Source organism: Mitsuokella sp. AF21-1AC (genome assembly GCF_003458855.1).
Lineage (GTDB): Bacteria > Bacillota > Negativicutes > Selenomonadales > Selenomonadaceae > Mitsuokella.
In genome coordinates this window covers 26,713-48,347 of record NZ_QRVW01000002.1, presented here as the reverse complement: position 1 = coordinate 48,347, position 21,635 = coordinate 26,713, and the positions used below count along the sequence as shown (strand labels likewise).

Below are 21,635 nucleotides of genomic sequence, written 5' to 3'. Positions count from 1 at the left end.
AGGGCCGGAAGAGGTCCATGAATGAAGGTTTTGTGTATGACCAAAGTGCTGCGGAATGTATTCCGGCTTCAGCGCACAGCTGAATGTGACCCAACATGCTGCGAACAGCAAAGGAGCTTCGCCGCCTGCCGCGGCGTTCTGACATCCGGTGCGAAGATATGGATGTGTTGGGCCCCAGCCCTGCGGGCAGTCGCTGCGCGCCTCCAGGCGGAATACATCCCTCCGCTCGGGCTAACAACCAATGTAGCAAAATTTGCAGCCTTCCCTGCGCACGGGCGCGAAGCGCGGGATGCCGGGGGCATCCCCGGAGAAGGTGGCCCGAAGGGACGGAAGAGGTCCTTGGACAAGATTGGTACATTTCCGCGGAAAGGCGTTGCGGGATGTGTGCCAACTTTGTATAATAGATACGTAATTTATGAGGTGGACGAGAGGAGTGAACGGTATGCCGGAACTGCCGGAGGTGGAAACGATACGGACGTACCTCGACCGTGTGCTGGCCGGGCAGTGCATCGCAAAGACGCAGGTGCTGCTGCCACGGCAGATCGCGTATCCTGCGGCGCAGGAGTTTGCCGCACGCCTGCAGGGGGCAGAGATCCTTCGCGTCCTGAGGCGCGGCAAGTATTTGCTCCTTGAATTGCCGGCGGATTTGACGCTGGTCGTTCATCTGCGCATGACGGGCAGTCTCGTCTATGAGCCGGGGAATTTCGTGCCCGACGCGCATACGCGCGTCATCTTTTCCCTGTCCTCCGGCCATGCTTTGGTGTTCCGTGACACGCGGACGTTCGGGCGGCTCTATGCGCTTTATCCGCATGAGCTTGCTGAGGCGAAGGGGCTCGTGACGCTCGGGCCGGAGCCTTTGACGCCGCCTTTTACGGCCGGGGCCTTGTCAGGGCGCGCCAAGCGGACCGCGATGCCCGTGAAGACCTTCCTGCTTGATCAGAAGCGCGTGGCAGGGCTCGGCAATATCTATGCCGATGAGGCGCTCTTCGTGGCCGGGCTGCACCCGCTGCGCCGTGCTTCTTCGCTCACCGGTGCGGAATGGCAGCGCTTGAAGGAAGCCGTGGAGGCGGTCCTGCGCGACGGCATTGCCGACGGCGGCACGACGTTTCGCGATTACCGCAATGGCGCAGGCGGCCATGGACATCATCAGGAACATCTTTGGGTTTACAACCGGGAAGGGCAGCCATGCCGGCGCTGCGGCACCCCCGTCGAGAAGATCGTGGTGGGCGGCCGCGGCACGCATTTCTGCCCGCACTGCCAGCTGGAGGCGAAGTCATGAAGATCATCGGTCTGACGGGCGGCATCGCCTGCGGCAAGAGTACGGCGGCGGCCATTCTCAGGGAGCTCGGGGCCGCTCACATCGATGCCGACGCCATCACGCATGAGCTGCAGCAGCCGGGAGGAGCTCTCTACGAGGGCTTCGTGCGCCATTTCGGGCCGCGCGTGCTGCAGGCAGACGGCAGCCTTGACCGGCCGGCCATCGGGCGCCTGGTCTTTGCCGATACGGCGGACCCCGCAGAACGCCGCTGGCTCGATGCCTTTACGCATCCCGTCATCCTGCGGGCCGTTAGGGATCGCCTGGAGCGGGCCAGAGCGTCCCGGCCGCCCGCAGTACTGCTCGATGTGCCGCTGCTTTTTGAAGCGGGCTGGGACAGGCTCGCCGATGAGACGTGGCTCCTCGCTCTGCCGCACGAGATCCAAGTGCAGCGGCTCGTGGCGCGCAACGGTTACAGCCGGGAGGAGGCCGAGGCACGCATCGCCGCGCAGATGCCGCTTGACGAGAAGCGGCGTCGTGCGACGGTCGTCATCGACAACAGCGGCACGGAAGAAGATTTAAGAGCGGCCTTATGCCGCCTATGGAGGGACCGAATTGATGCCACTTGAACAAGAGCAGGAGGCGGGACACCGGCACCGCCGCTTTGCCTTCTGGGGAGGCGGCCTCGTGCTGGCCCTGGTCTTTGCCGCCTGCATCGCCTTTTTCTCAGAGCCGTTCCAGCGCAATTACCTCTATCCGTTCCCGTATCGCAGTCTGGTTGATACGTATGCGGCGCGCTACCAGGTGGACCCGCATCTCGCGGCAGCCGTCATCAAGACGGAGAGCAAATTCCAGAATGAGGTTCATTCGCACCGGGGGGCCATCGGCCTCATGCAGCTCATGCCGGATACGGCCTCGTGGATTGCCGGACAGCTCGACGATCCCTCATATTCCACGGATGCCCTGCATGATCCCGAGCGCAACATCCGCTACGGCATCTGGTACCTGCATTCGCTGCAGCAGGAGTTTGGCGGCAACGACATCCTCGCGCTAGCAGCCTACAACGCGGGACGCGGCAATGTGCAGGAGTGGATCTCAGCATACGGCTGGCCGAAGGATTTCTCGGACATCGATGCGATTCCCTATCAGGAGACGCGCGAATATGTCAAGCGCGTCCTCATGAACGAAAGAAAATATCAGGAACTCTACCCTTAATCACCGAAGACGACGGAATATCCGCTCGTCTTCTTCTTTCTATTTTCGGCAAAATGCCATATAATGATAGACAGTGTAAAATGACTCGAAAGGATGGCAGATTTCATGCAGAAGTATCGGATTGTGCCCAGTCAGGACAACATGTTCTGGCAGCTCATTCAGGGCATGCGGCTCACGGATGAGCAGAAGGAGCTCTTGAAGGCCTGCACCATCCGTCACGTGGAGGTTTCGCCGCATACGAGCACCTGGGAGATCGCGCTGACGTCGCAGCTGCTGATTGCCGATGACCTCCTGCAGGAGGCGGCACGTCAGATTGAGAAGAAGTGTCAGCTGAAAAAGGTCATCTTCTATCAGGATGTCGTCAATGTGGAGGATGCCGTCAGCAAGATATGGCCGAAGCTCGTCTATGAGACGGCGGAGGGCAATCCGACGGTTTACGAGCTCCTGAAGCGCTCGAAGTACACGGTGGACGGCAGTCACATCCTCATCGATGTGCCGGGCGAACTCGGCGGCGAGATCATGCGCGCCCATGCCGTGACGCATGTCATGGGGCAGATTGTCGAGCGCATGCTCGGCTACCGCTGCCGCATCGAATGCAACGCGAGCGAGGAAGTCCTGCAGAATCTCGAGGTGGACGATTGCTTCAACACGCGGGAATACCGCGAGGCCGTGCGCAAGGAGCGCGCGCACAGTGCACAGGGAAAAGAGGCCGCTTCCGCAACGTCTGCACCGCAGACCGCAACGGCTGCACCGGCTGCGAAGAAGACCGCGCCTGCCGCGAAGAAGGCTGCGGCAAAATCGCACCGCAAGGACGCGCGTGGGCCTGTCATCATCCAGAGTGCGGGCAGCCTGGTCTTTGGCCGCGGCGTCATGGGCGAGGTCCGGAAGATCGACGAGCTCGAGGGCGAGATGAAGAACGTCATCCTCGAGGGCACGATCGGCGAGGGCCCGGGCTCCGGACTCAAGACCATCGAGTTCAAGACGGGCACGAAGCTCTTGACGTTCTGCCTTGCCGACGATACGAACGGCATCGCCTGCAAGAAATTCTTCAAGACGAAGCGCGGCCGGAACGCCGAGCCCGAGGATTACGATGCCATCATGGGCCAGCTCAAGGAGGGCATGAGCGTGCGCGTGCGCGGCTCCGTCCGCTTCGATACGTACATGAATGAGTACGTGCTCTTCGTGGACAGCCTGGCGAAGAAGGAGGCCAAGCTGCGCGAGGACCATGCCGAGGTCAAGCGCGTCGAGCTGCACGCGCATACAACGATGAGCAGCATGGACGCCGTCGTCTCGGTCAAGGACCTCATCAAGACGGCAGACCGCTGGGGCTGGCCGGCTGTGGCCGTCACGGACCACGGCGTCGTGCAGGCGTTCCCGGATGCCGCCAAGGCCCTCAAGGACTGCAAGACGGACATCAAGGTCATCTACGGCATGGAGGGCTACCTCGTGCAGGAGGACTACGAGCAGAAGCGCGCAAACCACATCATCTTCCTCGCGAAGAATCCGAATGGCCTGCGCAATCTCTACCAGATGGTATCGCTTGCCCACCTCAAGTACTTCCACCGCCAGCCGCGCCTGCCGAAGCGTATCATCGAGGAGTACCGCGACGGCCTGCTCATCGGCTCGGCCTGCGAGGCCGGCGAGCTCATCCGCGCCATCGAGGAACGCCAGACGGACGAAGAACTCCTGAAGATTGCGGATTTCTACGATTACCTCGAGATCCAGCCCATCCACAACAACGACTTCCTCAAGCGCAGCGACAAGTACCCCGACATCCGGACGGATGATGACCTCATCCGGATTAACCTCAAAATCGCCGAGCTCGCGAAAAAGCTCGGCAAACCGCTCGTCGCGACCTGCGATGTGCATTTTCTCAATCCCGAAGATAAGATTTACCGTGCCATTCTCATGAAGGGCAAGGGCTTTGACGATGCTGAGCTGCAGCCGCCGCTCTATTTGCGCACGACGGAGGAGATGCTCGCGGAGTTTTCGTATCTCGGCGAGGAGGCCGCCTACGAGGCCGTCGTCACGAATCCGCGCAGAATCGCCGAGCAGATCGAGCGCTTCAAGCCGATTCCGGACGACCTCTATTCGCCGCAGATTCCGGGCGCCGATGAGGAGATCCGCTCGATGTCGTACAAGAAAGCTCGCGAACTCTACGGCGAGAATCTGCCGAAGATCGTCGAGGACCGCCTGCAGCAGGAGCTCAAGCCCATCATCGGGCACGGTTTCTCCGTGCTTTATCTCATCGCGCAGCGCCTCGTCAAGAAGTCGAATGACGACGGCTATCTCGTCGGTTCACGTGGTTCCGTCGGCTCGTCCTTCATCGCGACGATGACGGGCATCACCGAGGTCAACCCGCTGCCGCCGCACTGGCGCTGCCCGCACTGCCAGTACAGCAAGTTCATCACGGACGGCTCTTATGGCTGCGGCTACGACCTTCCCGACAAGGTCTGCCCGGTCTGCGGCACGCCGCTCGTCAAGGACGGCCACGACATCCCGTTTGCCGTCTTCCTGGGCTTCGACGGCGACAAGGTCCCGGATATCGACCTGAACTTCTCGGGCACGTACCAGCCTGTCGCGCACAAGTACACCGAAGTGCTCTTCGGCAAGGACAACGTCTACCGTGCGGGCTCCATCCAGACCGTCGCCGACAAGACGGCGTTTGGCTACGTCAAGAAATTCTTCGAGGAGAAGGGTGTCAAGAAGCATCTTTCCTACATTGACAAGCTCGCGCACGGCTGCATGGGCGTCAAATCGACGACGGGCCAGCATCCTGCCGGCATCATGGTCGTGCCGCGCAACATGGACGTGCATTTCTTTACGCCGATCCAGCATCCGGCCAACGACATGAACTGCGGCACGATCACGACGCATTTCGATTACCATTCGATCAGCAGCCGCCTCGTCAAGCTCGATATCCTCGGACACGATGACCCGACGGTCATCAAGATGCTCGAGGACCTCACGCACCGCGACCCGAAGACGATCCCGTTTGACGACAAGGCCACGATGTCCATCTTCAATTCCACCGATGCCCTCGGCGTCACGCCAGAGGAGCTCGGCGCGACGAGCGGCACGTTCGGCATCCCCGAGTTCCGCACGCCGTTCACGCGCCAGATGATCGACGATACGCAGCCCGATGTGTTCTCGGACCTCGTGCGCATATCAGGCTTCTCGCACGGCACGGACGTCTGGCTCGGCAACGCGCAGGACCTCATAAGGAGCGGCCAGTGCACGATCAAGAACGCCATCTCAGCGCGCGATGACATCATGATGTACCTCATTCACAACGGCATCGACCCGCTGCTCTCCTTCAAGACGATGGAGAAGGTCCGCAAGGGCAAGGGTATCGCGTCGGATGTTGTCGAGACCCTGCGCAAGGGCGGCATCCCCGAGTGGTTCATCGAGTCGTGCCAGAAGATCAAATACCTCTTCCCGCGCGCGCATGCGACGGCCTACGTCATGATGGCCTACCGCATCGCCTTCTGCAAGGTGCATTACCCGCTCGCGTATTACGCCGCGTATTTCTCAATCCGTGCCGCCGAATTCGACGCCAACGTCGTGGCGCGCGGCAAGGATTACGTCGGTCAGCAGATCGCCGAGCTCGAGGCGATTGCCAAAGAGAAGAAGCTTGACGCGAAGCAGAATGCGACGCTCATCGTCCTGCAGCTGGCCTGGGAGCTCTACCTGCGCGGTTTTGGCTGCGAGTACGTCGACCTCTACCGCTCGGATGCCGAGAAATTCATCATCCTTGAGAATTCCCTGCTGCCGCCGCTCGCCTCGCTGTCGGGCATGGGCACAAAGGCGGCTCAGAGCATCGTCGAGGCGCGCAAGGACGGCATGTTTACCTCCATCGAGGACCTGCGCCGCCGTTCGGGTATCTCAAAGACCAACATCGAGATCCTGCGCCAGCACGGCTGCCTCGACGGCATGAGCGAGAGCGACCAGATCGCCCTCTTTGTCTGAACCGGCACGGGAAGATGAAAATACTTTTAAGGAAGCATTTACAAGACTTTTGTTTTATGCTATCATGAAATGGTTAATTAATTTAAGTGTGTTTAGTAGAGAGTGGGCTGTGAGCCCACTCTTTAATCTTATGTGCTGATGCAAGAAGGGCTGGCACACGGGAAAGAACAAGCGAATCACTTGGGGGTGGATGTTATGGCAAAACAACAGATTGAAGATGCTGTGGAGGCAATCGTGCAGGACCTCCTGGCCGGCCAGGACGTGATTGAACTGGTCGACGTGGAATACGTCAAGGAGCACGACTGGTACCTGCGCGTATACATTGACAAGCCGGGCGGCATCGATATCGAGGATTGCCAGGACCTCAGCGAAAAGCTCGAGGCCGAACTGGACAAGCGCAATGTCATTGCCGACAGCTATATCCTGGAGGTTTCATCCCCGGGTATCGACCGCGTGCTGCGCAAGCCGCGCGACTTCGTGCGTGAAGAGGGCAAGGCCGTCGACATCACGCTGTTCGCACCGCGCGATGGCAAGAAGAGCCTCACGGGCGTCCTGACGGGCTTCGACGGGGAGAACCTCGAGCTCGACGGCACGGAAAAGCTGCCGCTCAAGGATGCTGCACAGGTGCGCCTGCACATTGATTTTTGATCATACTGGGGGCCAGGCCCCCTTTTATTGGGAGGATATGTATTTTGGCAAGAAAGACGACGAAGGTAAAAGACAATGGTCAGGAATTCCTGACGACGCTGCGGGAGCTCGGCAAGGAGAAGGGCATCGAGGAAGAGGTCCTGTTCGAGGCCATCGAGGCCGCGCTGATCTCCGCGTACAAGCGCAATTTCGGCTCAGCGCAGAATGTCCGCGTCACCCTTTCCCGCGAGACGGGTCATTACCATGTCTATGCGATCAAGACGGTGGTCGAGGATCCCGAGGATGAGATCACGGAGATTTCGCTCGCTCAGGCCCGCACGATCAAGCCGGACTATGAGGTCGGCGACGTCATCGAGATCGAGGTGACGCCGGCAAATTTCGGCCGCATCGCCGCGCAGACGGCCAAGCAGGTCGTCGTGCAGCGCATCCGCGAGGCCGAGCGCGGCATCATCTACGAGGAGTTCATGAGCCGCGAGGGCGACATCCTGACAGGCCTCGTGCAGCGTGTTGAGAATCACAACGTCTACATTGACCTCGGCAAGACGGAAGCCGTGCTGACGCCGGCCGAGCAGATCCCGGGCGAGACGTACAACTACGGCGACCGCATCAAGGCGTATGTCGTCGAGGTCAAGAAGACGAACAAGGGCCCGCAGATCGTCGTATCGCGCACGCATCCGGGCCTTCTCAAGCGCCTCTTCGAACTCGAGGTGCCGGAGATCCACGAGGGCATCGTCGAGATCAAATCCGTGGCGCGCGAGCCGGGCAACCGATCGAAAATCGCCGTTTACTCCGCTGAACCGTCGGTTGATCCGGTCGGTTCGTGCGTCGGCCATCGCGGCATGCGCGTGCAGGGCATCGTCGATGAGCTCGGCAGCGAGAAGATCGATATCGTCAAGTGGAACGCCGATCCCGCCAAGTTCATCGCCAATGCGCTGAGCCCGGCCAAGGTCGTTTCCGTGGCCGTCAATGAGGCGGAGAAAGTCTCCCGCGTCGTGGTCCCCGACTACCAGCTGTCGCTGGCCATCGGCAAGGAAGGTCAGAACGCGCGCCTTGCTGCCAAGCTCACGGGCTGGAAGATCGACATCAAGAGCGAATCCCAGGCCGCTGACGAAGTGCTCGACGAGAACATGAATGAGGTCGAGGTCACAGGCGAGGAGTCCTTCACGGCAGAGGTTGAGCCATGAAAGTGAAGAAGATCCCGCAGCGGATGTGCCTCGGCTGCCAGACGAGCCGTCCCAAGAAGGAGCTTGTGCGCATCGTGCGCAGCCCCGAAGGCGAATTCTCCGTGGATTTCACGGGCAAGAAGCCGGGACGCGGGGCCTATATCTGCAACAATCCGGAATGCCTGGCCAAGGCGAAGAAGAGCCACGGTCTCGAGCGTTCCTTCAAATCGCCGGTCGATGCCGCCGTTTACGAGCTCCTGGAGCGCGAACTCCAGGCGCATGCGAGCGAGGAATGACCATGGCGATGGATAAGACACAGCGCATCACGAACCTTTTGAGCATGGCGCAGCGGGCCGGACGCATCGTCTCCGGCGCGTTTGCCACCGAAAAGGCCGTCAAGGAGCACAAGGCCTGCCTGCTGCTCGTGGCGGCGGATGCGTCAGAAGAAACAAAACGAAATTATCAGATCCTTGCAGATCGATATGCGATTCCGTATCAGGAGGTACTCACGAGGGAAGAACTCGGCGGGTGCCTCGGCAAAGCGTATCGTGCCGTCGCAGCCCTTCTCGATGAAGGCTTTGCGAAGAAACTGGGCACGCTGGTCGCTGATGGAGGAATCATGAAACAATAATCGGGGGTGGATTAATGTCCAAATACAGGGTTTATGAATTGGCAAAAGAATTCCATACAGACAGCAAAGTGATACTGGATATCCTGAAGCGCAACCATTTCAAGGCTGCCAACAACTTTTCCAGTGTCGGTGATGATGAGCGCAACGCAGTGAAGAATGCCTTTGCCGCCAGACATACGACGGACAAGAAGGCAGAGAAGGCACCAGCGGCGCCAAAACATGAGCCGGAGGCTAAGAACGTGAAGAGCAGCCAGGGACAACCACATCATAAGGACAATAAGGAAAAGGCCGCAGCACCGGCTGCCGGCAGCCATCGCGAGTCTTCGCACCGCGACAGCCAGAACCAGAATCAGAACCGCGGTGCCAAGGCGGCATCCGGCAATGGCGGCAATGGCGGCAGCCGCAGCGGCGGCAACAGCAATGGCCGCACGGGAAACAGCGCCGGCGGCAATAACCGCGGCGGCCGCAACGACCGGAACAGCCGCGGACGCCAGAATGAGCGCAACGACCGCGGCGGCCGCAACGACCGGAACAATCGCAACGGCCGCAATGACCGCCGCAACGGGCGCGGCCGCAACAACCGCCGCGGCAATGTCCAGCAGGCGCCGAAGGTCGAGATCGCACGTCCGAAGCACATCAAGCTGCCGGAGACGATTGCCGTCAAGGACCTCGCCTCGAAGATGAGCTACACGGCTGCTGAAGTCGTCAAGAAGCTCTTCATGATGGGCGTCATGGCGACAATCAACCAGGAAATCGACTTCGATACGGCGGCGCTCGTCGCGTCGGAATTCGGCGTGACCTGCGAGGAGCTGCCGCCTGATGTCGATCCGACGGAAATCCCGGAGATCGAAGATGATCCGAAATCCCTCAAGCTCCGTCCGCCTGTCGTCACGGTCATGGGCCATGTCGACCACGGCAAGACGTCGCTGCTCGACTGCATCCGCAACACGCACGTGCAGACGCACGAGGCCGGCGGCATCACGCAGCACATCGGTGCCTACCAAGTCAACTGCAAGGGCAAGAAGATCGTCTTCCTCGACACGCCGGGCCATGAGGCCTTCACGGCCATGCGTGCCCGCGGCGCCCAGATCACGGATATCGCGATCCTCGTCGTCGCCGCTGACGACGGCGTCATGCCGCAGACCATCGAGGCCATCCACCATGCGAAATCCGCTGATGTCCCCATCATCGTGGCCATCAACAAGATCGATAAGCCCGGCGCCAACCCGGACCGCGTGAAGCAGGAACTCATGGAGCAGGGCCTCGTGCCGGAGGAATACGGCGGAGACACGATCATGGTGCCGGTTTCTGCAAAGAAGCAGATCGGCATCGACGACCTCCTGGAGATGGTGCTGCTCGTCGCTGAGGTCAAGGAGCTCAAGGCCAACCCGAACCGCGACGCCCGCGGCGTCATCGTCGAGGCCAAGCTCGACAAGGGCCGCGGCCCGGTCGCAACCGTCCTCGTCCAGAACGGCACGCTGCGCATCGGCGATTCCGTCGTCTGCGGCACGACGTACGGCAAGGTCCGCGCGATGATCAACGACCGCGGCGAGAACGTCAAGAAGGCAGGCCCGTCCGTGCCGGTCGAGATCCTCGGCCTCAACGACGTGCCGGAAGCCGGCGATATCCTCGCAGCGCTCGAGGAGAAGCAGGCCCGCTCCATTGCCGAGGCCCGCATCGAGCGCAAGCGCAACAACCTCATCAAGAGCAAGAAGGTTTCGCTTGACGACCTCTTCCATCAGATCCAGGAAGGCGACATCAAGGACCTCAACATCGTCATCAAGGCCGATGTACAGGGCTCCGTCGAGGCACTCTCGAGCTCGCTCCTCAAGCTCAACAAGAACGATGAGGTCCGCGTCTCCATCGTCCATTCGGGCGTCGGTGCCGTCAACGAGTCCGATGTCATGCTGGCTTCGGCGTCGAATGCGCTGATCATCGCGTTCAACGTCCGTCCGGATGCCAATGCGCGCAAGCTCGCCGACACCGAGAACATCGATATCCGCACGTACCGCGTCATCTACGATGCCATCAACGACGTCAAGGATGCCATGAGCGGTATGCTCAAGCCGAAGTACAAGGAAGTCATCCAGGGCCGCGTCGAGATCCGTCAGGTCATGAAGTTCTCGAAGGCGCTCGTCGCCGGTTCTTACGTGCTCGAGGGCAAGATCTGCAACAACTCGAGGATCCGCATCATCCGCGACAACATCGAGATCTTCGACGGCGAGATCGATTCGCTGCGCCGCTTCAAGGATGAGGTCAAGGAAGTCAATGCCGGCTATGAGTGCGGCATCTCGATTGTCGATTTCCGCGACTTCAAGGAAGGCGACATCATCGAGGCCTACACGATGGAAGAGATCGCGACGACGATTGCCGAGGCCAACAAGGCTGCGGCCAAGAAGCGCGAGGAAGAAGCCAAGGCCAAGGCCAAGGCGGAGAAGAACGATTGATTTTCCCTGTCACGTGGCAGAAGCCGTACCATATATACCATACGAAAAAGCAGAGGAGGCGTAAGCTATGAGCCAGCTTCGGGTAGAGAAAGTCCAGGAGCTTATGAAGCAGGAGATCTCTGAGATCATCCTGCGCGAACTCAAGGACCCGCGCATCGGGTTCGTGACTGTGACATCCGTGGAGTGCACCGGAGATCTTCGCGAGGCGAAGATTTACGTGAGCCTCATGGGCAGTGAGAAACAGGTCAAGGATTGCTGGGCCGGGCTGCAGAGCTCCCTCGGATTCATCCGTCGGGAAATCGGCCAGCGCATCCGCCTGCGCTTCACGCCGGAAATCTCCTTCGCGCTCGACAAGTCGCTCGACTACAGCGCGCACATCCAGGAGCTGCTGCTGAAAATCCAGAAGGACGAGCAGCAGAAGGAGACGGTAGCACAGGAATCTCAGGCAGAATCCCAGGCAAAGGAAGACAATTGATATGAAACTGACATTGAGTGAAGCAGCAGCAATGCTGGCTCATGCCAACAAGGTGGTCATCACAGCCCACGAGAATCCCGACGGCGATGCCGTCGGCTCCTCGCTCGGGCTCATGCACATCCTGCACGGCATGGGCAAGGAAGCTGTTGTTCTGCTCGATGATGATATCCCGGCCATCTTCAAGGTGCTGCCGGGATATGATATTATTGGGAAACCGGAGGAGGGACAGGCATCCGTCGAGGCGGATCTCCTCGTTATCCTCGATACGGCCCCGAACCGCATCGGCCGCGTGCCGGAGGTCACGAAGGCCGGAACGGTCCTCAATATCGATCATCATCGCACGAACAACGGCGCAGCCGAATATACATATGTGGACGACACGCGGGCGGCGACGGCCGAAATCGTCTACGACCTTGCAAAGGAGCTCGGTGCCGTCTTTACGCGCGAGCCGGCCATGTGCATCTACACGGGGCTCGCGACGGATTCCGGATTCTTCCGGTTCTCGAACACGACGCCGCACACGATGCGCGCAGCCGCCGAGATGCTCGAATGCGGCGTGACGGCCAACGAGATTTCCGAGGCCCTTGAAGAGAAGCCGTATCAGGTCGTCAAGGACACGGCCGAGGCCGTGAACATGGCTGAGCGCTTCGCGGACGGGCGCGCCATCGGCATCTTCCTCGACGAAGCGACGACGGCACGCATGGAGGCTACCGAGGGCTTCATCGGCGCCATCCGCGTCGTCGAAGGCGTCGATGTGGCCGTCGTGCTCAAGGCGAAGGAAGAAAAGCTCTGCCGCGTCAGCATGCGCTCGAAGGGCGTGGACGTCAGCGCCATTGCGCTCTCGTTCGGCGGCGGCGGCCATATCCGCGCGGCCGGCTGCACGCTTTCTATGCCGTTTGCCGAGGCAAAGAAGACGATCTGTACGGCTATCGAGCAGGCCATTCGTGATCTTCAGCAGGCGGCCGTGCATAAGGCAGGCATGAGCGGGGAGGGTCACTGATGGACGGCTTTCTCAACATCCTGAAACCGCCCGGCATGTCCTCGCACGACGTCATCGGCGCCGTGCGCAAGGTGCTGCACATGAAGCGCGTCGGCCATGCCGGCACGCTCGACCCCGCGGCGGCCGGCGTCCTGCCAATCGCCGTCGGACAGGCCGCGCGGCTCATCGAATACCTGGAGCTTGCCGACAAGATGTACCGGGCGGAGCTGACCTTCGGCTTCGCGACGGACAGCGGCGACGACACGGGTGAAATCATCGACGAGGTGAAAGACTTCGCGATGCCTGCGCGCGAGGCCATCGGCGAGGTGCTTCGTTCCTTCACGGGACGCATCCGCCAGGTACCGCCCGCGCATTCAGCCATCAAGATCAACGGCCGGCGCGCCTGCGACCTTTTGCGCGCGGGCCGCGATGTCGAGATTCCCGCGCGCGAGGTCACGGTTCACGCCATCGGCCTGCTCGCGTATGAGCCCGAGAAGCGGCGCGTGCTCATCGATGTTTCGTGCTCGAAGGGCACGTACATCCGCAGCCTCTGCACCGATATCGGCGCGGCGCTCGGACTACCGGCGACCATGACCTTCCTCGTGCGCAGCCGTGTCGGCGACTTTTCGCTCGCCGACGCGCTGACGCTTGAAGAACTGGCCGCAAAGGGCGAGAGCGCACTGCTCGAACCCGCAGCGTATCTCAATCACCTCGAGCGCTACGACCTGGCGCCCGAGCGCGAGAAGGCATTTCGCAACGGGCTCGGCACAGGCGAGCGACGCCATGTGCCCGAGACGGACACGCTGCGCGTCTACAGCACGGGGCAGTTCCTCGGCATCGGCCGCTACGACCGCAAGCGCCAGGAAATCGTGCCGGCCAAGGTCATGAGCCGCTGAGCACGTCTCTCGCATCGTATCGAATCGTATCAGGAGGTTTCCATGCAAATTTATTCGCGGCTTACCGACCTCCGCGCGACGTATCCGCGCCTCGTCATTGCACTCGGCATGTTCGATGGGGTCCATATCGGCCATCAGAGCATCATCCGGCGGGCCGTGGAGCTCGCGCATGAGCAGGGCGGCAGGGCCATGGTCTTCACCTTCAGCAACCATCCGCTTTCGGTGCTTTCTCCGCGCGACCTGCCGCCGCAGATCGGCAGCAGTCTGCTGCGCAGCCGCCTCATCGCAGAGCTCGGCGTCGATATACTGATGGCCGTGCCCTTCACAAAGCAGCTCGCACAGCGCAGCCCCGAGGCCTTTCTCGCGATGCTGCGCGACTATTTCGCGCCGCGCTGCGTCGTGACGGGGCCAAATTACACATTCGGCAGCCGCGGCAAGGGCACGCACCGCATGCTCCTGCGCGATGCCGAAGCGTATGGCTTCGAGGCGGAGGTCTGCCCGGCCGTCCTTTTAGGCGGGCGCACGGTCAGCAGCACGCGCATCCGCGCCCTCTTGCAGCAGGGCAGGCTCGATGAGGCCCGTGCGTGCCTCGGCCGCCCGTTCACGGTGCTCGACCGCGTCATCCACGGCGAGTGCCGCGGCCGGACGCTGGGCTTCCCAACAGCCAATCTCGCCATCACCGACGCACAGGTCATGCTGCCGAACGGCGTCTACGCGACGCGCGTTCTTTACGGGGACGGCGAATACCTCGGCCTCGCCAACATCGGTGACAACCCGACGTTTGAGGGCTGCAACCGCCGGCTCGAGGTGCATCTCGAGGATTTTTCGGGTGACCTCTACGACAGGCTTCTCGAGGTTCAGTTCCTCGCCAAGATCCGCGAGGAGGAGAAGTTCGCGTCCGTCGACCAGCTCGTCCGCAAGATGCACGACGACCGCCGGCAGGCCCAAAAAATCTGGCAGCGCCGCTAAGCTTTTGCTTTACAAGGCGCCAAGCCATGTGATATACTATCTTAAGTGCCGAAAAGGCGCAGACCTCAGCCCAGATAGCGAAGAACTCCGACGTTTTCTTGGCTGATGGAGGTTTTACGAAAGACTAGGAGGAAAACAAACATGCTGACTCAGGAAGCAAAACAGGAAATCATGCAGAAGTATGCCGTTCACGAGGGTGACACGGGTTCGCCGGAAGTACAGATTGCTGTTCTCACGGCCCGTATCCAGTATCTGACGGAGCATCTGAAAGAGCACAAGAAGGATCATCATTCCCGTCGCGGTCTGCTGAAGATGGTCGGCCATCGCCGCCGTCTGCTCAGCTACCTCTATAAGACGGACATTGAGCGTTATCGTTCGATCATCGCGAAGCTCGGTCTGCGTTCCACGGTTGAGCGTTGATTGCTGGCAGGCGATCCTGAAGCGGAAAGCGGGAGCAATCCCGCTTTTTTTTCTGGCTGAAATGCCGGATTGGAAAGACTGAAAAATCGGAAGCATGTTTGCTTGCCTGGGTTATCCAAGATGCGATAAAGAGATGTTTTCATTCAACAGATAGAGAGATTTGAGGAGGTATTGTTCGTATGCATCGTTTTGAAACAGAGCTCGGCGGCCGCAAGCTGGTCATCGAGAACGGCCAGCTTGCCAAGCAGGCCAATGGTGCTGTGCTGGTGCGCTATGGCGACACGGTCGTGCTCGTCACGGCCACGGCTTCATCCGAGCCGCGCGAGGGCGTGGATTTCTTCCCGCTGACGGTTGATTATGAGGAAAAGATGTACGCTGCCGGCAAGATTCCGGGCGGCTTCATCAAGCGCGAGGGCCGTCCGTCGAGTGACGCCATCCTCTGCGCGCGCCTCATTGACCGCCCAATCCGCCCGCTGTTCCCGAAGGGCTTCCGCAACGATGTCCAGATCGTCGCGACGGTCCTTTCGGTCGAGCAGGACAATGCGCCGGAGCTCGCCGCGATGATCGGTGCGTCCTGCGCCCTGACGGTTTCGGATATCCCGTTCATGGGGCCGATTGCCGGCGTGCGCGTCGGCCGCGTCGACGACGAGTTCGTCATCAACCCGACGGAGGAGCAGCGCAAGGTTTCGACGCTCAACCTCACGGTCGCGGGCTCGCACGATGCCGTCATGATGGTTGAGGCCGGTGCGAATGAACTGCCGGAGGATGTCATCCTCGACGCCATCCTGTTCGGCCACGAGGAGATCAAGCGCCTCGTCGAGTTCCAGCAGGAGATCCAGGCTGCCTGCGGCAAGGAAAAGAGCGAGCCGAAGCTCTTCCTCGTGCCGCACGAGATGGAGGAGGCCATCCGCGACTATGCGAAGGAGCGTCTCGATGCCGCCGTGCGCAACGCGGACAAGCTTAATCGCGACGCAAATATCGCCGAGATCACGACGGATACGATGGAACACTTCCTCGAGCTCTATCCGGAGATGGACAAGGAGATTGCCATCGCCATCCATGACCTCGAGAAATCCGTCGTGCGCCACATGATCACGCATGAGAAGATCCGCCCGGACGGCCGTGAGGTCGACGAGGTCCGCCCCGTTTCGTGCGAGGTCGGCCTCCTGCCGCGCACGCATGGTTCCGGCCTCTTTACGCGCGGCCAGACGCAGATTCTCACGGTGACGACGCTCGGCTCGCTCGGCGATGAGCAGATCATCGACGGCCTCGGACCCGAGACGTCGAAGCATTACATCCATCACTACAACTTCCCTGGCTACAGCGTCGGCGAAGCGCGTCCGATGCGCAGCCCGGGCCGCCGCGAGATCGGCCACGGCGCCCTCGCGGAGCGCGCGCTCGTGCCGGTCATCCCGTCCATCGAGGAATTCCCGTACACGATCCGCCTCGTCTCGGAGGTGCTCGAGTCGAACGGTTCGAGCTCGATGGGCTCGGTCTGCGGCAGCACGCTCTCGCTGATGAATGCCGGCGTACCCATCAAGCGTCCGGTTTCGGGCGTCGCCATGGGCCTCGTCAAGGAAGGGGACAAGTACACGATCCTCACGGATATCCAGGGCATGGAGGATGCGCTTGGCGACATGGATTTCAAGGTCGCCGGCACGACGGAAGGCATCACGGCCATCCAGATGGATATCAAGGTCGACGGCCTGTCGCGCGAGATTCTCTCGGCTGCTCTGCAGCAGGCCAAGCGCGGCCGCGCGTTCATCCTCGGCAAGATGCTTGAGTGCATCGACAAGCCGGCGGCGGATCTCTCGCCGTATGCACCGCGCGTTGAGACAATCAAGATCAAGACGGACAAGATCCGCGACGTCATCGGCACGGGCGGTAAGGTCGTCAAGAAGATCATCGATGAAACGGGCGTGGAGATCGACATCCACGAGGACGGCAATATCTTCATTTCGTCGGTGAATGCCGAGGGCATGAAGAAGGCCAAGCAGATGATCGAGGATATCGTGCGCGAGGTCGAGGTCGGCCAGGTCTACACGGGCCGCGTTACGCGCCTCATGAAGTTCGGTGCATTCGTCGAGGTGCTGCCGGGCAAGGAGGGCCTCTGCCACATCTCCCAGCTCGCGAAACATCGCGTCGAGAAGGTCGAGGATGTCGTGCAGGTCGGCGATCAGCTGCAGGTCAAGGTTGTCGAGATTGACGACAAGGGCCGCATCAATCTGAGCCACAAGGCCGTACTGTAAAAAAATCGCGTCAGCATGAGCTGTCGGCGCTGAAACGCAAAAAGGGGCTGCTGCATGAAAATGCGGCAGCCCTTTTGCCTTCCTTTTTATTTCTTGTACATTTTATTGAGCGGGTTTTCCTTGAAGATGTTGCCCTGCTCGATGTAGCGGTGCACCATTTTTTCTGAGTGGTGGCGCGTCTGGCGCATGATGGTCAGCGCATCGACGTCGTGCTGGGCCGCGCTCGTCGCGAAGCCGCGGCGCAGGCTGTGGCCGGCGAAGGTATCGGGGTTGAAGCCCGCGAGCTTCGCGTATTTCTTGATGATGAGCGCGACGGATTTGTCGGAGAGCTGGCTGTCACGCAGCGTGTGGGCGCGCGTGAATGGACGAAAGAGGGGGCCGCGGTGGATGTTGGCGGCCGCGAGCCATGCCTGCACGGCGCGCACCGCGCAGATGGACGGATCGGGGGCGTAGGGGACGGCAATCGTCGAGCCGCGGCCGAGCTGGTCGCTCTTGGACTGCGGTACGAGGATCATGAGGCCTTCGCTCGTGAAGGTCAGGTGCTCGATCTGGATGGCCACGAGCTCAGAGCGGCGGAAGGCTCCGGCAAAGCCCAGGAAGATGAGCGCGCGGTCGCGCAGCGAGACGATGGTGTCGTCGAAGCAGTCCGCGAGCACCTGGAGCGTCTCGAGCAGGATCGGGGTCTTGCCCTGCTGGAACGTGCCCTTCTCGCGGCGGATGGCTTCCATCGCCGCGCGCACGAGGCTGCTCTTGGCGGGGTTGCGTTCGCCCTGATAGCCTGCCGCCACATGGTTCTCCGAGATGGCCGTGACGCGCCGTGCGACCGTGTTGGCCTTGGCGTCGTCGGCCAAGTCGTTGAGGTAGTTGACAATCGTCTCGGGCGCGGCCGGCAGATCGCGTTCCCCGTGGTAGGCGCACCACGCGGCAAAATCGCGCCAGTCGGCCCGATAGGCCTTGAGCGTATTGTCGGCTTTCGACTTGCTGAGTCGCAGCTTGGCTTTTTCGGATAGTTTTGTATTGGCTTCAACGCGCTGATTCTTGATCAGCATGAAATGCTTGTCTGCCTGCATCATAGTCCTCACTGGTTTCTTTAAAGATGAATTCACTCCTTATTATAAATCACATCCGTGTAATTGGGAAGGAAATGCGACTCTCCGGCGCTGACATTGTGCAGCGCGGATGTTCTGTGCTATAATCTCACCATGAAGCGGAGCATCACGAGGATGTTTTCGCTGCATTCTTTCTTAAAGAGAGGTGGACTGCCATGAAAGAAAAACGTGCCGAGCGCCGTGTGCGCCGTTCCTTTTTGCCGCATTTTCCGCACTTCCTTGGCCTGCTGCTCGTCCTCGTGCTCGTCGTGGCGGGGACCCTGCTCTGCTGGCCGCGCCAGGAGGCGTCGTCGCGCCTTCTGACGCCGCCGCCAGCAGGCCTCAGCACGACGACGGCGGCGACGCCCGTGTCGTTTTCGCCCATCCTGACCTGGGAGTCGGATGAGGAGGCCGTGAGCTACGAGATGGAGATTTTCGACCATGTTCCCGAGCACTTGTCGGAGGCGAAGGAGTCGCCGGAAGCCATCTTCCGCACGCGCGCCATCTACCAGAACCGTTACAATCCGCCGCTTCAGGATATTGCAGGTGAATTACTTGGCAAAGAGCCGCTCTACTGGCGCGTGCGGGCCATCGATTTCAACGGCACGCCGTACACGCCGTTCAGCGGGCTCGCCGCGCTCTACACCTCGCCAGACCTGCCGCCGATGCAGGCTCCTGTCCTGACCTCGGAGTTCGGCGGGAGGCGCGGGGAGACACTGCTCTATCCCGTCTACGCCTGGGTCGGCCAGTCGAATGCGGCGAGCTATGAAGTGGCCATCTACAACGAGAATCCCGAGGAACATCCCGAGGCCGAGCCCATCGAGCTGCTTTCCTCCACGATGGCCGAGATTTACGACCCCGAGCCGCATTACGGCGATACGCCGTTTTTCTGGCGCGTCCATGCCTTCGATGCCGAGGGGGCGCCGCTCGGCGAGTGGTCGGCCGTGCGTTCCTTCCGCACCGCGCCGTCTGATGACTGGCAGGTCGCGGTGCTCGGCGACAGCATCAGTCATGGCGGCGGCCATTTCTCCTACAGCCCGGCGGATTTCCATTTCAGCTGGCTGCATTACCTGGACTTTGACACGATCAACCTTTCGGAAAGCGGCGATACGAGCGGCATGACGCGCGCGCGCTTCGAGCGCGATGTGCTGCCGTTCCATCCGCAGTACCTGCTGATCATGACGGGCAGCAACAGCCTGCGCGCCGGCGAGGACGCGGACGCCGTGATCTCGGACCTCGAGGCGATGCGCCAGATGTGCCTTGCGCATGGCATCCGGCCCATTCTCCTGACGCTGCCGCCGATCCATCCTGACAACATCCAGCATGTGTTTGATGAGCCGACGGCTGATGACTGGCAGGACCGTTTTGCCGCCGTCAACGATTACATCCGCACGCAGGTCCACATCGATATGGCTCTGGCCATCGAAGCGCCCGATGGGGTACTGCCGACGGAGTACGCGCTCGACGGCCTGCATCCCGATGCAAATGGCAAGGCCCTCATGGGTGCCTATGTCAACAGCGTCTGGACCGTCGTCCGCGCGCAGGCTGACGCTGAACTCGACCGGTGGCAGCAGACACAGGAAAGCGGTCAGGAAGATGCAGGCGGCATGGAAGGCATTGCCTCGACCGGAGCTTTGTAATATAATTTGTAGTAATGATAAAAGGATTTTATGGACAGGGGGATTTTTCGTGAATTTCATGAGTGGGAAACAGAAATGGCTGGCTCTGGCAGCGACGGGCTGCCTGCTTCTAGGCTCTGGTCAGGCCGGGGCTGCAAGTGCCGATATGGAGGCTGCTCAGATGGCGGCACCGGCAGCGCAGGAAGCAGCCGCCAAGACGGCTCCTGCCGCAACGGAAGCGGAGGAGGCGGCCGCGCAGACGGAAGCTCCCGCTGACGCAGAGCTCCAGGCGGCTGAGACGGCTTCCTCCGGGACGGCGGCTGCCGCTGAGGAATCGGCACCTGATGCTGAGGAATCGGGAGCGGTCGCTTCTTCGGAAATCCCGAATCCCATGGTGCCGTACGATTCCTATGCAGCCATGGTCGAAGCGCTGTCCTTCCATCCGCTCTACTTCCCGCTGAGCTCAGGCCTCGAGCTCACGGACCGCTACATCATCGGCGGGACGACGGCGGAGCTCCACTATACGTCGCGCTACGGTCAGGAAGAGAAGCGTGCGCGCTTTGTCGTGCGCACGGCTCTCTTGAGCGATGGCATGAACGCCGAAACGTTCAGCGGCGTTTACGGCGCGGATTGGCAGATGCAGCAGCTTGGCGCGACGCAGGTGCAGATTGCGGAGCTTGCCAGCGATTCGTTCGTGGCCTACTGGACACGCGGCGGCTATGCCTTCTCCGTCGGGGCCGACCAGCTCAACCGCTGGGATTTCGTGCGTCAGCTGCGCGACAATCTCATCGATCTCAGCGAGCATTATTACGATTGACAGCAGGAACGCTGGATTGAAACGGGCTGGCTGGCAGAAAGGTGGAAGATAGTATGCGGATCCTCGTGGTGGATGACGAATCGTCGATACGGGAGCTTTTGGAATTCAATTTGAAGAAGAACGGCTATGAGGTCATAACGGCTGCCGATGGGCGGCAGACCCTGAAGCTCGCGCCCGGCATGGATCTCATCCTGCTCGACCTCATGCTGCCGGAAGTCGACGGCCTGACGGTCTGCCGGCAGCTCAAGGCCGATGAACGGACCGCGAGCATCCCCGTCATCATGCTGACGGCCAAGGCGGAGGAAATCGACAAGGTACTCGGCCTCGAGCTCGGTGCCGATGATTACGTCGTCAAGCCTTTCTCGATGCGCGAGCTCATGGCCCGCATCAAGGCCGTGCTGCGCCGTTCGAGCCACGACGCCCCGCCGAAGGAGGATGTCCTGCAGAGCGGCGGCCTGCGCATGGATTTTTCCTCGTATCAGGCCTGGGTCCACGACCATCTGCTCACGCTGACGCCGAAGGAGTACGAACTCCTGAAGCTGCTCGTGACGAATCCCGGCCGCGCCTTTTCGCGCGACGAGCTGCTCGAGCGCATCTGGGGCTATGAGTACTACGGCGATACGCGCACGGTCGATGTCCACATCCGTCATCTGCGCGCCAAGCTCGCGCCATACGATGCGGCGCTTGGCGATGCCATCGAGACGGTGCGCGGCGTGGGCTACCGCTTCAGCCGTCCCGTGAGCGCCAAGTGACAGGCGGCTCTTTGCGCGAGCCATGCAATCGGATTTTGAGAGG

Annotated in this window: 19 protein-coding genes; 18 read left to right on the top strand and 1 reads right to left on the bottom strand. The window is 60.9% G+C overall.

The window, feature by feature from the left end; translation table 11 throughout:
• The first annotated feature begins 442 nt into the window (after positions 1–442).
• The 15 genes from mutM (at position 443) to DWX75_RS01035 (ending at position 17,316) form a co-directional block, all read left to right on the top strand.
• Positions 443–1,279 (top strand): bifunctional DNA-formamidopyrimidine glycosylase/DNA-(apurinic or apyrimidinic site) lyase, encoded by an 837-nt coding sequence (gene mutM / locus DWX75_RS01105; protein ID WP_118014097.1) that lies wholly within the window; start codon positions 443–445, stop codon positions 1,277–1,279.
• Positions 1,276–1,884: a dephospho-CoA kinase gene (gene coaE, locus DWX75_RS01100; protein ID WP_118014095.1), complete on the top strand. Its 609-nt coding sequence runs from the start codon at positions 1,276–1,278 to the stop codon at positions 1,882–1,884. The genes mutM and coaE overlap by 4 nt, the downstream gene beginning before the upstream one ends.
• Entirely contained in the window at positions 1,874–2,470 is a 597-nt protein-coding gene (locus DWX75_RS01095; RefSeq protein WP_118014093.1) for a lytic transglycosylase domain-containing protein, read from the top strand. The genes coaE and DWX75_RS01095 overlap by 11 nt, the downstream gene beginning before the upstream one ends.
• A 105-nt stretch (positions 2,471–2,575) precedes the next feature.
• Positions 2,576–6,439 carry a PolC-type DNA polymerase III gene (locus DWX75_RS01090; RefSeq protein ID WP_118014091.1) on the top strand — a complete coding sequence of 1,288 codons (3,864 nt, stop codon included), beginning with the start codon at positions 2,576–2,578 and terminating at the stop codon, positions 6,437–6,439.
• Positions 6,440–6,634: 195 nt separating this feature from the next.
• On the top strand, positions 6,635–7,087 hold the full coding sequence (gene rimP / locus DWX75_RS01085; RefSeq protein WP_118014089.1) for a ribosome maturation factor RimP: 453 nt from the start codon (positions 6,635–6,637) through the stop codon (positions 7,085–7,087).
• 44 nt (positions 7,088–7,131) lie between these two features.
• Positions 7,132–8,271, top strand: a complete 1,140-nt coding sequence (nusA, locus tag DWX75_RS01080) for a transcription termination factor NusA (protein WP_118014087.1) — start codon at positions 7,132–7,134, stop codon at positions 8,269–8,271.
• Entirely contained in the window at positions 8,268–8,546 is a 279-nt protein-coding gene (gene rnpM, locus DWX75_RS01075) for an RNase P modulator RnpM (protein WP_118014085.1), read from the top strand. Before nusA ends, rnpM begins: the two co-directional genes overlap by 4 nt.
• 2 nt (positions 8,547–8,548) lie before the next feature.
• A complete protein-coding gene (locus DWX75_RS01070) occupies positions 8,549–8,881 on the top strand; it encodes a ribosomal L7Ae/L30e/S12e/Gadd45 family protein (RefSeq protein ID WP_233519419.1) in 333 nt (110 codons plus the stop codon).
• Between the two features lie 14 nt (positions 8,882–8,895).
• Positions 8,896–11,328, top strand: a complete 2,433-nt coding sequence (gene infB / locus DWX75_RS01065) for a translation initiation factor IF-2 (RefSeq protein ID WP_118014081.1) — start codon at positions 8,896–8,898, stop codon at positions 11,326–11,328.
• 67 nt (positions 11,329–11,395) lie between these two features.
• Positions 11,396–11,803, top strand: coding sequence for a 30S ribosome-binding factor RbfA (gene rbfA / locus DWX75_RS01060; RefSeq protein ID WP_118014079.1), 408 nt, complete (start codon positions 11,396–11,398; stop codon positions 11,801–11,803).
• A gap of 1 nt (position 11,804) precedes the next feature.
• Entirely contained in the window at positions 11,805–12,803 is a 999-nt protein-coding gene (locus DWX75_RS01055) for a bifunctional oligoribonuclease/PAP phosphatase NrnA (RefSeq protein ID WP_118014077.1), read from the top strand.
• A complete protein-coding gene (gene truB / locus DWX75_RS01050) occupies positions 12,803–13,678 on the top strand; it encodes a tRNA pseudouridine(55) synthase TruB (protein WP_118014075.1) in 876 nt (291 codons plus the stop codon). Before DWX75_RS01055 ends, truB begins: the two co-directional genes overlap by 1 nt.
• 42 nt (positions 13,679–13,720) lie before the next feature.
• On the top strand, positions 13,721–14,647 hold the full coding sequence (gene ribF / locus DWX75_RS01045) for a riboflavin biosynthesis protein RibF (RefSeq protein ID WP_118014073.1): 927 nt from the start codon (positions 13,721–13,723) through the stop codon (positions 14,645–14,647).
• 141 nt (positions 14,648–14,788) lie between these two features.
• On the top strand, positions 14,789–15,067 hold the full coding sequence (gene rpsO, locus DWX75_RS01040) for a 30S ribosomal protein S15 (protein ID WP_118014071.1): 279 nt from the start codon (positions 14,789–14,791) through the stop codon (positions 15,065–15,067).
• Between the two features lie 179 nt (positions 15,068–15,246).
• The gene (locus tag DWX75_RS01035) at positions 15,247–17,316 is read left to right on the top strand and encodes a polyribonucleotide nucleotidyltransferase (RefSeq protein WP_118014069.1); all 2,070 of its coding nucleotides are present in this window, start codon (positions 15,247–15,249) and stop codon (positions 17,314–17,316) included.
• An 86-nt stretch (positions 17,317–17,402) separates the two neighbouring features.
• On the opposite strand, the gene DWX75_RS01030 is transcribed toward DWX75_RS01035, so the two are convergent.
• The gene (locus tag DWX75_RS01030) at positions 17,403–18,365 is read right to left on the bottom strand and encodes a site-specific integrase (protein ID WP_233519418.1); all 963 of its coding nucleotides are present in this window, start codon (positions 18,363–18,365) and stop codon (positions 17,403–17,405) included.
• Positions 18,366–18,580: 215 nt separating this feature from the next.
• Here DWX75_RS01030 and DWX75_RS01025 point away from each other — a divergent pair, with 215 nt between their 5' ends.
• The 3 genes from DWX75_RS01025 to DWX75_RS01015 are packed head-to-tail and all read left to right on the top strand — an operon-like array spanning position 18,581 to position 21,592.
• On the top strand, positions 18,581–20,044 hold the full coding sequence (locus tag DWX75_RS01025) for a GDSL-type esterase/lipase family protein (protein WP_118014067.1): 1,464 nt from the start codon (positions 18,581–18,583) through the stop codon (positions 20,042–20,044).
• 49 nt (positions 20,045–20,093) lie between these two features.
• On the top strand, positions 20,094–20,840 hold the full coding sequence (locus tag DWX75_RS01020) for a hypothetical protein (RefSeq protein WP_118014065.1): 747 nt from the start codon (positions 20,094–20,096) through the stop codon (positions 20,838–20,840).
• 53 nt (positions 20,841–20,893) lie between these two features.
• Positions 20,894–21,592: a winged helix-turn-helix domain-containing protein gene (locus tag DWX75_RS01015; protein WP_118014064.1), complete on the top strand. Its 699-nt coding sequence runs from the start codon at positions 20,894–20,896 to the stop codon at positions 21,590–21,592.
• The last annotated feature ends 43 nt before the right edge of the window (positions 21,593–21,635 follow it).

What these genes read in the sequence shown, in the direction of transcription:
- DWX75_RS01070 (WP_233519419.1), top strand. Translation starts at nt 8,549, where the DNA reads ATGGCGATGGATAAGACACAGCGCATCACGAACCTTTTGAGCATGGCG.
- DWX75_RS01025 (WP_118014067.1), top strand. Translation starts at nt 18,581, where the DNA reads ATGAAAGAAAAACGTGCCGAGCGCCGTGTGCGCCGTTCCTTTTTGCCG.
- infB (WP_118014081.1), top strand. Translation starts at nt 8,896, where the DNA reads ATGTCCAAATACAGGGTTTATGAATTGGCAAAAGAATTCCATACAGAC.
- coaE (WP_118014095.1), top strand. Translation starts at nt 1,276, where the DNA reads ATGAAGATCATCGGTCTGACGGGCGGCATCGCCTGCGGCAAGAGTACG.
- rbfA (WP_118014079.1), top strand. Translation starts at nt 11,396, where the DNA reads ATGAGCCAGCTTCGGGTAGAGAAAGTCCAGGAGCTTATGAAGCAGGAG.
- DWX75_RS01090 (WP_118014091.1), top strand. Translation starts at nt 2,576, where the DNA reads ATGCAGAAGTATCGGATTGTGCCCAGTCAGGACAACATGTTCTGGCAG.
- rnpM (WP_118014085.1), top strand. Translation starts at nt 8,268, where the DNA reads ATGAAAGTGAAGAAGATCCCGCAGCGGATGTGCCTCGGCTGCCAGACG.
- truB (WP_118014075.1), top strand. Translation starts at nt 12,803, where the DNA reads ATGGACGGCTTTCTCAACATCCTGAAACCGCCCGGCATGTCCTCGCAC.
- DWX75_RS01035 (WP_118014069.1), top strand. Translation starts at nt 15,247, where the DNA reads ATGCATCGTTTTGAAACAGAGCTCGGCGGCCGCAAGCTGGTCATCGAG.
- rimP (WP_118014089.1), top strand. Translation starts at nt 6,635, where the DNA reads ATGGCAAAACAACAGATTGAAGATGCTGTGGAGGCAATCGTGCAGGAC.
- DWX75_RS01015 (WP_118014064.1), top strand. Translation starts at nt 20,894, where the DNA reads ATGCGGATCCTCGTGGTGGATGACGAATCGTCGATACGGGAGCTTTTG.
- rpsO (WP_118014071.1), top strand. Translation starts at nt 14,789, where the DNA reads ATGCTGACTCAGGAAGCAAAACAGGAAATCATGCAGAAGTATGCCGTT.
- DWX75_RS01095 (WP_118014093.1), top strand. Translation starts at nt 1,874, where the DNA reads ATGCCACTTGAACAAGAGCAGGAGGCGGGACACCGGCACCGCCGCTTT.
- DWX75_RS01055 (WP_118014077.1), top strand. Translation starts at nt 11,805, where the DNA reads ATGAAACTGACATTGAGTGAAGCAGCAGCAATGCTGGCTCATGCCAAC.
- mutM (WP_118014097.1), top strand. Translation starts at nt 443, where the DNA reads ATGCCGGAACTGCCGGAGGTGGAAACGATACGGACGTACCTCGACCGT.
- DWX75_RS01030 (WP_233519418.1), bottom strand. Translation starts at nt 18,365, where the DNA reads ATGCTGATCAAGAATCAGCGCGTTGAAGCCAATACAAAACTATCCGAA.
- ribF (WP_118014073.1), top strand. Translation starts at nt 13,721, where the DNA reads ATGCAAATTTATTCGCGGCTTACCGACCTCCGCGCGACGTATCCGCGC.